Genomic DNA, 12437 nt, shown 5'->3' with positions numbered 1-12437 from the left:
CCTCAAAAGTAGCCAAAATAGACCATCAAAATAGCAAAAGTGCAGTTGAAATCCTGTAAAATCGCTCATTTATGCTTTTTTAGGCCAAACAAAATGCACTTTTGCATTTCGAGGTCAAATATCACCTAAATAATGGATATTTAAATGCACTTTTGCATTTTGACACCCCATATACAGTTGCAGCAAACAAGACTCGAAAGATCATTTGTAGGGTATAAGAGATTGAAACGAGCCACTATCCAGAGTGCAAGCGATGGGGCAGTGGAATCAAGAACGACAGCATGACCAAAACGCGTAGCGGTTCCGGGGTTTGCAAGAAGTAGTTGGCTCTAAGTGTTGCAGAAATAGGGTGAGCGGAGTGTTTTGAGTTCAGGCTGGCATTTTGCAGATTCGAGCCACTATCCAGAGTGCAAGCGCAAGCGATGGGGCAGTGGAATCAAGAACGACAGCATGGACCAAAACGCGCAGCGATCCCGGAACTGTCTGGGGAAAATAGAGAAAGGGCGCAACCTGCCATCGTTGGATGGAAGGCTGCACCCTTTTTCATATTGCATTCTAGTTCCTCATGCTTTGCCAGCTGCGAGTGCGGGCTTCAGCCCTGCATCGTATCCTATCATTCCCTGCTAAGCATAGCCTGCAATGCCCAGCTTAAATCGCGATAAAATCAACGGATAAAGCGATATTGTCGGAGCTTGGGCCAACGAGCGCTTTAAATGTGCCCGGCTCAACTACCCAGTTCAACTCGCGGTTCAGTACGCTTAAATCCTTCGGCGTCAGCGTGAAAGTAATCGTCGTCGTTTCCCCAGCCTTCAAATGAACTCTGCGGAAATGCTTGAGCTCTTTCTCGGGACGGGCTATCGTGCTGAATACGTCGTTGACATACAGCTGAACGACTTCGTCACCAGAGAGGCTGCCTGTATTCGTCAATTGGACGGTAACGACAGCATTCTCTCCGGGAGCGATCGTTGTGGATTGAATAGAGATGCTGTCATAGCTGAAGGTCGTATAGCTTAAGCCATGGCCGAATGCATACAATGGACGGTTGTCGCCGCCGACGTAATGCTTTTGTCCGCCGCGGCGCCGGTTGTAATAGACCGGAATTTGGCCGATCGTCCGCGGGAATGACATCGGGAGCCGGCCTGCCGGATTATAGTCCCCGAATAGCACCTCGGCGATCGCTTCGCCGCCGCGTTCGCCCGGATACCAGGCCTCAACGATGGCCGGTATATGCTCGGATTCCCAGCCCAGCGTAATCGGTCTGCCGTTCTGCAGAACGAGCACAACTGGTGTTCCTGTTTCGTGAATGGCTTGGAGCAGCTTCTGCTGATCGCCAGGGAGATCCAGGCTGTTCCGGTCGACGCCTTCACCGCAAGTACGCTCCGAGTCGCCGAGACATACGACGGCAACATCAGCTTTGCGGGCAAGCTCGACAGCTTCTTGAATGCTTTCCTCCGCATGACTCCAGCCCAATACGATTTCAACGCCATTCGTATCCTTCCAATATTCGACGCGCAGATCATATTCTTGGCCGGCTTTCAGCTCAACGGGTACGCTTTGATTGGCGCTCTTATCCTTGCCCCAGCCATCAATGAGCAGCTCGCCATCCAGCCAGAAGCGCATGCTGTCCTGACTAATCGTTCCGATGAAGCCGCATACATTCATATTCGGCACCAGCTTGCCTGTCCAGCGAACGGTAAAGTTCATGCTGTCAATCGCTTGATCAGGCTTCGTAATGACCCAGTTGTAGTCGATGTACGGGTCGATTCTTTCGACAACCGGTGATCCGCTTAGCTCGGGATTGTTAAAGTACTGGGCGCGCAGCCCTGAATTGCCGCTCCCGTCTGTGAAGCTGCCGATCGGAATGGCCTCTAATTCATCTTGAAGCACGCCGGTTCCTTTGGCATACAGCACTTTTGTTTTGGAGCTGACGGCAGATTTGATGCCTTTCAATACGGTTGTCGGCTCGAAGCCCTCGATGAAAGGCGTATAGTCGCCAAGCCGCACTTGATTGGCGCTTGGTCCAATGACCGCGATCGTGGACAAACTTTTCGCCAGCGGCAGCGTCTTGTTCTCGTTCTTCAGCAGGACGATACCTTCTCTGGCTGTCTGCAGCGCGGTTTCGCCATGCTTAGCGCAGCGGACAACCTGCTGCGGCAGGGAAGGATCGGCGTACGGACGCTCGAACAATCCGAGCATAAATTTAACTTTCAGCACACGTCCGGCGGCGGTATCGATCGTATCGATGCCTATCTCGCTTTCTTGCACCAAATCGATAATAGCTTGCTGATACACATCATGCGGATAGTCATAATATTGCATGTCGGTGCCGGCAACAAGTGCCTGGCGAATCGCGTCCTTGCCGGATTCAGCCGTGTAGTGGGCATGCTCCAGACGGGCGATTGCGCCAAGATCGGAGCGGACGAAGCCTGGCATATTCCATTTGTCGCGAAGCACGCCAGTCAGCAGGCTGTAGTCCGCCGAGCAAGGCACTCCGTCAATAGAGTTGTAGGAACACATAGCATTGATAGCGCCAGCTTCAACGAAAGCTGCTTCAAATACCGGCATATGATAGGACCAGATATCATTGAGTCCAATAACGACAGGTGAATGGTTCAATCCCGATTCGGGAATGCCGTGAACGGCGAAATGTTTCGGTTCGGCAATAATATTTTTGCCGGAGGACAGATCGTCGCCCTGCAGTCCTTGAATCATCGCAACAGCCATTCGGCTGGCCAGATGAGTATCCTCGCCGTACGTTTCTTCGACGCGCCCCCAGCGCGGCTCGCGGGCCAGATCCAGTACAGGGCCAAACGTCTCATGAATGCCATGACTGCGGGTCTCAGCAGCAATACCCTCGCCGATTTGCCGGGCTAGCTCCGGGTTCCAGGTCGAAGCTGTCGTAATGGCATGCGGATAGATGGTAAAGCCGGGACGAAGCAAGCCGTGCAGCGCCTCTTCGCTGAATAGAATCGGAATGCCGAGCCGTGTTTGCTCGACAGCGTATTTTTGCAAGGCGTTATTCGTCTCCACTGTTCCATACAAGTCATGAATGCAGCCGATGCCGTCCTCACCGATGACGGACTTGACCCGATCCCACAAAACTTCGGCATCATCGGCCATAACAGTCATCATTCGGGGATGGGCCGCACTCATAAATGAGGCTCCAAAGTACTGATCGAGCTGGCGGACCTTCTCCTTCAACGTCATCCTTCCGAGCAAATCGCTAACCCGGGATTCGATGTCAGCCTTCGGGTCCTTATAGACTTCGTTTGTCGTTTGCGTTTGTGTCATTCCAATCGCGCCTCCCTAAAGTGAATACGTTTTCGCCAACTTTGACGCCGCATTCTATATGTTCTGGCTAATAGCTTCACTATAAAAGAAAAATCCCTGACTGACTTGTCAGGGATTGATGAGCGATTGTCATATTTTGCTCCGATAGACGGTAGGGGTGCAGCCGTTCAGTTTTTTGAAGACGCGATTGAATGTCTCAATGCTGTTGAAGCCGACTTTAAAGGCGATATCGGTCACGGAGGCATCTCCGTCCTTCAACTGCTGCATCGCTTCCGTAATTCGAAATTCATTAACGTAATCGACGAAGTTTTTGTCTGTCGCCTCTTTAAAGAAGCGGGAAAAGTAATGCACGCTGTATCCCGAGACATCAGCAGCGCTCGTGAGCGTAATGTCAGATTCATAGTGCTGCTCAATAAACTTCAGAACATCCTCCAGCCGACGCTGTTTTTCCAGCCGCTTGATCGTTTCCTCGGGTGAATAGGGGGACATCGGCATATTCCTCACGATGGCTGTCAGCATATCATTCACTCTTGCCTTAATGGCGAGTTCGCAGCCCCGCTGGCGGTTCTCCCATTCCTCATAAATGTCGAGAGCGTTGCGTTCAAACAGCGAATGAAGCGTTTGCAATCCATCTGTCGTCAACGCATTGTCCGATCTCAGATGGGGGATGTCAAATCGTTTGGCGAATACTTCATCCGCACAATGATCGAAGATGGATTTCTCCAGCTGCAAAATAATCTTTTTACAGCCTTCCGGGCTGGCGAAAAACTGATGGACGTCACAAGAGCCGATGAAGAGCAGATCTCTAGGCTGCATAGCGATCCTCTCCTGATGCAGTCCGATCTCCATGCTGCCTTCCATAACATAGACAATTTCCATTTCTTTGTGCCAGTGTGCGCCCGTGCCAAACTCGACAGGGCTGATGATGATGTTGAGCGGGGAATTCGTTTTTCGTGTGATTTTCTCATGCCAAGCATGCATATGCTGTTCTTTCATTGGAACCGGCCGCCTTCCTGTAAAGGGACGAGTATAGCCTTAGTCTAACGTATCGAGAGGCCGTCTACAAGCGCTTCCAAACCGTCAACAGGGCAAAAAGAAGATAAAAAATCGATAGAAAGTTTTGTATCGTCTCATTTGGCGATTTTCCGGCTTCGCGTACACTTATCCTGACAAGTTTATTACAGCCCGATGTGGGGGCAAATACCGTTTGAATGATGGAGGTGCGGCCGGAAGTGAACAAAATCGCAGTTACGGGCGGCAGCGGAAAGCTGGGAACAAGGCTGGTAAAGGAGCTGTTACGACAAGGCATTGAAGTTGTTTCGATTGATACGGTGGGATCAAACCAGCTGCATTGCAAGCAAATCAAGGCCGATCTCAGCCAATTTGGCGAAGTCGTCTCGGCCGTGCAGGGAGTCGATGCCATTATTCATTTGGCGGCGATTCCGGCACCGAAAGGATATACCAATCCCTATATTTTTACGAATAATACGATTTCCGCTTATAACATACTGGAAGCCGCAGCAGTGCTGGGCATTCGCAAAGTTGTGATGGGCTCAAGCGAGTCCTCCTACGGCTTCGCATGGGCAAAAACCCGATTCTCGCCTGACTATGTGCCAGTGGATGAGGAGCATCCGCAGCAGCCGCAGGAATGCTATGGCCTCTCTAAAGTGGTCAATGAGGTGACTGCGGAGATGTTCGACCGGAGCGTGGGTATGCAGGTCATTTCACTTCGTTTCTCTTTAATTGCCTCGCCAGAGGAGTACCGGCACCTGAGCATTAGCAAGCCTGAGCAATTCAAGCATATTTTTTGGAGCTATATTGATATACGCGATGCGGTCAGCGCATGTATCGCTTCGCTCCACGTGGAGGATCGCGGTGCGATCAACCTGAATATTACGAGCGATGACTGTCTGAGCGACTGGGAAACGCTGAAGCTTCTGGACACCTTCTACCCAGACGTAACTGACCGAAGATCGGCATTCCAAGGCTTTGAAGCGATCGTCAGCAACGAGCTTGCCAAAAAGCTGCTCCCGTGGAAGCCTCTTCATTCTTGGCGGAACGAACACGGGCAAGCGAAACGGGAGGATTAAGAATATGCCGCAGCAAACCGATATGCCGCTGCATGAGCTGAGGGCGTACAAGCCTGAATTAACGAAGCCGAAAGACTTTGACGAATTTTGGGATCACTCACTGGAGGAACTGGCACGAACGCCGATCGAATATTCATTGGCTAAAGTCGCTTATCCAAGCCGCAGGGCGGAGCTGTTCAAAGTGAGCTTCGCCGGATTTAAAGGTGCTGCCATTGAAGGATGGCTGGCGCTTCCGGCCGGAGAAAGAAGGCTGCCGGGCATCGTAACTTATCATGGCTACAATTGGTCTCCGGACGGCGACATTCATGAGACTGTAAATTTATGTCTGCAAGGGTATGCGGTGCTGCATATGTCCACCCGTGGACAACAGGGCGGGAGCGCTGACAACGTTATCTCGCCGCACGGCTCCATTGCAGGCTGGCTGACGAAGGGAATACAGCATCCTGAACATTATTATTTCCGGGGCGTCTTTATGGATGCGGTCCGCGCGGTAGAGGTGCTGTCCTCAATACCTGAAGTGGATAGCGGACGAATTGCTGTAGCTGGAGCGAGTCAAGGCGGAGGAATCGCGCTGGCGGCAGCCGCGTTCTCTCCAATTCCGGTCGTTGCCTGTGCCGACTATCCGGGATTTACGAATTTCGAGCGGATTATCGATACGGCCGATACGATGCCTTATCAGGAGCTGAACGAATATTTCCGCCGTTATTCCGATCCTGTGATCGAACAGCAAGCAAGGAAGACGCTCGCTTATCACGACATTATGAATATAGGCACGCGTATTCGCTGCCATACGTTTATGACGGTCGGGCTGGTCGACAATATTACGCCTCCTTCTACGATTTTCGCCGCCTATAACCATCTGAATTGCTCGAAGGAAATTTCGGTGCACCGTTATCACGGGCATGAGTTCATTCCTGGCGCACATAGACGGAAGCTGGAAACGCTGCTCGAACGCCTCTATTGACGGAGAAGTCTGGAATGAGGGGATTCGAAAACAAGAATACAAGCCAATATTCGACTGTAAAAGCAAACAATCACTCATTCAGCCGGAAGGCATCATTAAGGTAACATAAATGACAGGAGATAGTCGCAAATACTTCACGAGAGGTGAGCGAGGGTGGGAAGCATTACGTTCAGCCATGTATTCAAGCATTATAAGGGCGAGTCGCGTCCGGCGGTCGACGACTTCCACCTTTCCATAGAGGAAGGGGAGTTTCTCGTATTGGTCGGGCCATCCGGCTGCGGGAAATCGACGACGCTGCGCATGCTGGCAGGTCTGGAGGAAATTACGAAAGGTGATTTGTATATCGACGGTAAATTTGTCAATTACACTTCGCCGAAGGACCGGGACATCGCCATGGTATTTCAGAATTACGCATTGTATCCCAATTTATCCGTATACGAAAATATCGCACTCGGATTGAAGCTGCGGAAGACGGCGAAGCATGACATTGAGCTGCGGGTAAACCGTGTTGCGAAAATATTGGAGATTTCGCATTTGCTGGAACGCAAGCCAAGCCAGCTGTCCGGCGGTCAAAAGCAGCGCGTGGCGCTCGGCCGGGCAATTGCCCGCGAACCTCAGGTGTTCCTCATGGATGAACCGTTATCGAACTTGGACGCGAAGCTGCGGGCCCAGACGCGGGCCGAGCTGATTAAGCTGCAGAGCGATCTCAAGCGGACGATGGTCTATGTAACCCATGACCAGGTGGAAGCGATGACGATGGGAACGCGAATCGTCGTTATGAAAGATGGCATCATCCAGCAGGTTGCGCCTCCTAGGCAGCTGTATGACCAGCCGGCCAATATGTTTGTAGCCGGATTTATCGGATCGCCGCAAATGAACTTTCTGGAAGGCAACATTGTTCGCCAGGAAGGCCGCTACTACTTTTCCAACAGCCGCTTGAAGCTGCCTGTTTCTGAGAAGCAGTACGATCAGTTCGAGCAATCGGCCCGCACGCTTCGCAACATTATTATGGGCGTTCGTCCCGAATACGTTTTGTTGCGGGAAGATAATGGAAGCGAGCCAGAGGAGGGCTTTTTCCGGGGAATTGTTGAAATGAGCGAAATGACCGGGTCGGACGCTTACGTCTATGTGAAAATCGGCGAGAAGACTGTTATTGCCAGAAGCGATCCCGAAACCGTCTATAAGAAGGAACAGAAGCTGCTGGTCGGTTTCAATATGAATAAGGTTCATTTCTTTGACGAGCAGACGGGCGTGTCGCTCGCAGCCGGAGGAGATGAAAGATGAGCAAGCGGAAACTGATGGGTATTGCTCTGCGGCTCTTGATTGTCGCAGCGCTTATCTTTGGAGTCGTCCGCTGGGTCGGCGGCACCGAGCCCGTTATTCACGCGACTTCCGTGTCGCCGGAACAACTGCTAGGCTTCGAAAGCAAAGACGCGCTTACTCCTTATGCGAAGCTGATGCTTGGCCAGAACACGGCGCCTCAAAGCGGACTTCAGCCGATTGTGCTTCATCCCGCAGATTACTCAAACGCCTCCTCTGAGGCACAACTGCAAACCGGCGACGGCGAGGGCGGCAACGCTGCAGCTATCCGCTGGGAGAATGAAAAAGGTTCAGTGGAGTGGAAGCTTAATGCCCCGCAAGCGGGCTGGTATGAGCTTCATTTCAAGTATAAAGCATTGCCAGGAAGCAATGCTTCCATTGTACGAGGCATCCAGATTGACGGCGAATATCCATTTGCCGAAGCAGAACGCATCGAGCTGGAGCGGCTTTGGAAAGATTCGAAATTTCCGTATGACCGCAATGAAATCGGCCAGCAGGTTCGTTCTTCGCAGATGGAGCTAGTTGAATGGAGAGAGAAGGCGGCCGTCCATTTCGCCGCATCCTCCGAGCCGCTGCTGTTTCATCTGGAGAAAGGCGAGCACACGCTGAAGCTGTTAGGCGTAAGGGAGCCAGTCATCATCGGTGAACTTTCGTTTCAGCCGCCGAAAGTGATTCCGACTTTTGAAGATTACAAACGCTTACATCCAGAAGCAACCGGTTCAGAAGACTGGTTTGCCGTAATGGAAGCGGAGGAAGTGAAGCAGAAATCCAGCATTGCCATTCAGACGGACTTCTGGTCGGAACCGCATATTTCTCCCGATCCGAAGGGACGAATTACGTATAACGTGCTGGGCGGACAACGCTGGCGTCTTCCAGGAGAATGGGTTGAATGGAGCATGAACGTGCCTAAGGACGGCTGGTACGAAATCGACCTGAAGGCGTTCCAAGATTACCGCAACGGCTTCGAGGCTTATCGTACACTGTCGATCGACGGTGAAGTGCCTTACCGGGAAATGCTGCATTACGGCCTTCCGACCAAGAAAGAATTCGATATTAAGACGCTTTCCAGCAAGGAAGGCGAGTCCTACTCGTTCTATTTGACTAAAGGCGAGCACACGCTGCGACTGACCTCGGACTCCTCACTTGTACAGCCGGTGTTTCTGGCACTTAGGGATACGCTGGCCGAGCTTGCGGACTATGATCGTCACGTACGGCTGCTTACTGGCAACTACAGTAAATCCGGCTTTGACGCTAACATCGACTCGACCCGTACATGGGATATGAGAAAGCTTGATCCGCAGGTTGAGCAGAAGATTGCTAGTTTAATTAAACGATTGAAAGATATTCGAAGTTATATCGATGGTTTGAACGGCGTTGACTCCGATTTGTCGCAAGCGATCAAATCTTCGACGGCACTGCTGGAGAAGATGGCTGTTGACGTCAATGAAATTCCGGTAAAAGTAAATGACTTCTCGACGATTCAGAACAACATCGGCACATGGCTTGCGACCTTGACGCAGCAGCCGCTTTTGCTGGACTACATCGTAATACGGACACCGGAAACTGACACGGGATTGAAGACGGCAAGTGCTTTAGCCCGAGTACCATACGCGGTTACTGATTTCGCCCGTTCTTTCTACTTGGATTATGACACGCGCAAGCATAACAAAAAAGAAGCACTCACTGTTTGGGTACAGCGCGGCCGTGATTACGCCGAGCTGCTCCGTGAGATTGTCGATCAGGACTTCACGCCAAAAACAGGAATTCAAGTCAATATTAACCTGATGCCGAATCCGAATATGCTTATCTTGGGTAATGCGGCTGGCGAAGTGCCGGATGTAGCGTTGGGAGTTGGGGAATCCACTCCTGCCGATTACGCGATGCGGGACGCTGTAGCGGATTTATCGCAATTCCCTAACTTTAAGGAAGTATTCGACCGGTTCATTCCAGGCGTAAGCCGCTCCATGGTTTACGACAAAGGTGTATACGGATTGCCGGAAGTGCAGAACTTCCAGGTGATGTTTTACCGGACCGACATTTTCGAGAATCTGGGTCTGACCGCGCCGGATACATGGGAGGATTTGTTCAAGCTTCTGCCGACGCTGCAGGAGAACGGAATGACGATGAGTTATCCGAAAGCGGATTTCACGACGCTGTTCTTCCAGAATGGAGCAGAGGTGTACTCCCCGGATGGCCTGCACGCACAATTGACTAGCGAAGGCGGCCAGTTCGCATTCAAGCGCTGGACCGATTTGTACAAAAAGTATAACCTGCCGATTGATATTCCGGCATTCTTCCAGCATTTCCGGGATGGCGACATTCCGATCGGCATCGCTGACTTTAACACTTACGTACAGCTTCTTGTCGCTGCTCCAGAAATTACAGGGCATTGGAAAATCGCTCCGCTTCCTGGCGTCAAGCAAGAGGACGGTACGGTGGCGAGATGGTCGCCGCAAGGTGTATCGGCAGCCGTCATTATGGAGAAAAGCGACAATAAGGATGAAGCTTGGCAGTTCCTGGACTGGTGGACCTCCGCTGAGGTTCAATCGCAATACGCCAGCGATATCGAATCCTTCTACGGGCTCGAGTTCCGCTGGAATACGGCTAATGTCGAAGCGATGAAATCGCTGAGCTGGCCGAGCGACGATTTGGCGGCACTGCGCGAACAGTCGCGCTGGGCGAAAAACATGCCGTATGTACCGGGCTACTATTTCCTGACGCGGGAGATGGAGTTTGCTTGGAACCGTACCGTAATGGAAAATATCCCGGCTCAGGACTCGCTCGAGCAGGCGCAGCTTTCACTGCAGCGGGAAATGAACCGGAGACAAGGAAACTTCGGAATCAAGAACACAGATAATTTGCATATTCCGCAAGCGACCGAACCTTATGAATGGGAGGAGACTGACAAATGAATACTGAGCTGACTCCCAGCCTTGCCAAACAATCCGGGCGGAAATCCTCCGTCCGGCTCAAATTGAAGCGATTCTTGCTGGATATTAAGAGAGATAGCTTTGCTTACTTTTTTTCGGCTCCCTTTCTCATTTGCTTCCTGTTGTTTATTGTCATTCCGGTTATTATGGCCGCAACGCTAGGCTTTACGTCCTATGACGGCTTCGGCAAGCTGCATTTTATCGGGGTGGACAATTACATCGCTTTGTTCACTCAAGACATTATCTTTTTGACGAAAGCGATTCCGAACACGTTTCTGTTCGCTTTGATTGTTGGTCCCGGCGGCTACTTGCTGTCATTCGCCTTCGCGTGGCTGATTCACCAGCTTCCGATGAAGATCCGGGATTATTACACGCTCGCTTTCTACGCGCCTTCCATGGCCGGCGGAGTTGCATTGACCGTCGTCTGGATCGCTGCCTTCAGCGGTGACCGGGTCGGCTATTTCAACAATTTCCTGCTGGGCATGGGCTGGATTGACAGCCCGGTCATCTGGCTGCAGGACCCGAAATATTTACTGAAAATTATGATTGTCGTATCACTATGGACCAGCTTCAGCGTAGGCTTTCTGGCGATGCTTGCCGGTCTCCAGACCGTTAACCGTGAGCTGTACGAAGCCGGACGGATCGACGGCATTACGAGCCGGCTGCAAGAGGTATTCTACATCACGATTCCTTCGATGAAGCCGCAGATGCTATTCAGCGCCGTGATGTCTATTGTCGGCACGCTGAAGGCAGGAGGCATATCGACGCAATTGACAGGGATGCCGATTACACCTTCGTATTCCGGTCATCTCATCATCAACCATATTGATGATTACGCATTCATCCGTTTCGAGCTCGGCTATGCTTCGGCCGTATCGGTCATGCTCCTCATTTTCAGCTATTTCGCGATGAGGTTTGCTACTCGGCTGTTCGGTTCAAAGGAGGAGCTTTAGACGATGTTGCTTCGCAAATTACGCAAAATCACGGCGTTTCAAGCCGTTCTGATCAGCTGCCTGACCGCACTGGCAGTATTCATGTCGCTGCCGATTATTTTTATCATCAACCATGCCTTTAAGCCGCAAAATGAGCTGTTCCTGTTTCCGCCGCGCTTTTTCGTGCAGAGTCCAACGTTCCGAAATTTCGAGTCGCTCATCTTGCACGCATCCAATGCGACGGTACCGTTCACCCGGTATCTGTTCAACAGTATTATTATCGCGGCGCTGACGCTCGGATGCGTCATCCTTGTCAGCACCATGGCGGGTTATGTACTGGCTAAATACCGGTTTCATTTCAAAGGGCTTATTATGTCGATGATTACGCTCTCGCTCATGTTCGCGCCGGAAACGGTGGGCATTCCGAGGTACTTGATCATTAGCGGCATTGGCATCAACGATACGTATTTCGGCCATATTTTGCCGGCGCTTGCTTCACCGGTCGCCGTATTCATGCTCGTCGGATTCATCTCTCAAATCCCGAGCGAACTGCTTGAGGCGGCCAAGATTGACGGAGCGAGCCATCTCGGCATTTTTGCCAAAATCGTTCTGCCCTTGTCCGTACCGGCAGTGGCCACCATCTCGATCCTGACCTTTCAGGGTGTATGGGGCGACGTGGAGACATCCACGCTGTTTATGCAAGAAGAGACGATGCGAACGCTTGCCTTCTATGTCAACAGCTTGCTGAGCGGGCTTCAAAACAGTGTTGCTGGTCAAAATATGGCCGCTGCAGCCGGCTTGCTCATGTTTCTGCCGAACCTCATTATTTTCCTACTGTTTCAAAAGAGAGTGCTTGAGACGATGGTGCATTCCGGAATCAAGTAATTCAACCAGCAAAGGAAGTCGTAAC

8 protein-coding genes are annotated in these 12437 nt (G+C 51.5%); 6 read left to right on the top strand and 2 right to left on the bottom strand.

The window, feature by feature from the left end; genetic code table 11:
• Positions 1-648: 648 nt before the first annotated feature.
• Positions 649-3291 (bottom strand): glycoside hydrolase family 3 C-terminal domain-containing protein, encoded by a 2643-nt coding sequence (locus TY10_RS10630; RefSeq protein ID WP_042163070.1) that lies wholly within the window; start codon positions 3289-3291, stop codon positions 649-651.
• Between the two features lie 129 nt (positions 3292-3420).
• Positions 3421-4287 (bottom strand): helix-turn-helix transcriptional regulator, encoded by an 867-nt coding sequence (locus tag TY10_RS10625; protein ID WP_042163068.1) that lies wholly within the window; start codon positions 4285-4287, stop codon positions 3421-3423.
• 236 nt (positions 4288-4523) lie between these two features.
• Here TY10_RS10625 and TY10_RS10620 point away from each other — a divergent pair, with 236 nt between their 5' ends.
• The 6 genes from TY10_RS10620 to TY10_RS10595 all read left to right on the top strand — a co-directional run bounded on the left by TY10_RS10620 (position 4524) and on the right by TY10_RS10595 (position 12412).
• Positions 4524-5381, top strand: a complete 858-nt coding sequence (locus tag TY10_RS10620) for an NAD-dependent epimerase/dehydratase family protein (RefSeq protein WP_042163076.1) — start codon at positions 4524-4526, stop codon at positions 5379-5381.
• A 4-nt stretch (positions 5382-5385) separates the two neighbouring features.
• Complete coding sequence (locus TY10_RS10615; RefSeq protein WP_042163066.1) at positions 5386-6345, top strand: acetylxylan esterase; 960 nt, start codon at positions 5386-5388, stop codon at positions 6343-6345.
• Positions 6346-6498: 153 nt separating this feature from the next.
• Positions 6499-7629, top strand: a complete 1131-nt coding sequence (locus TY10_RS10610; protein ID WP_042163064.1) for an ABC transporter ATP-binding protein — start codon at positions 6499-6501, stop codon at positions 7627-7629.
• Complete coding sequence (locus TY10_RS10605) at positions 7626-10577, top strand: extracellular solute-binding protein (RefSeq protein WP_042163062.1); 2952 nt, start codon at positions 7626-7628, stop codon at positions 10575-10577. Before TY10_RS10610 ends, TY10_RS10605 begins: the two co-directional genes overlap by 4 nt.
• Entirely contained in the window at positions 10574-11548 is a 975-nt protein-coding gene (locus tag TY10_RS10600; RefSeq protein WP_042163060.1) for a carbohydrate ABC transporter permease, read from the top strand. The genes TY10_RS10605 and TY10_RS10600 overlap by 4 nt, the downstream gene beginning before the upstream one ends.
• A gap of 3 nt (positions 11549-11551) precedes the next feature.
• Complete coding sequence (locus TY10_RS10595; RefSeq protein WP_042163058.1) at positions 11552-12412, top strand: carbohydrate ABC transporter permease; 861 nt, start codon at positions 11552-11554, stop codon at positions 12410-12412.
• Positions 12413-12437 lie beyond the last annotated feature (25 nt).

It is taken from the genome of Paenibacillus gorillae (genome assembly GCF_000513275.1).
Classification (GTDB): Bacteria; Bacillota; Bacilli; order Paenibacillales; family Paenibacillaceae; genus Pristimantibacillus; species Pristimantibacillus gorillae.
The sequence above is the reverse complement of the archived record's forward strand: the minus strand, read 5'-3'. Positions and strand labels throughout refer to the sequence as shown.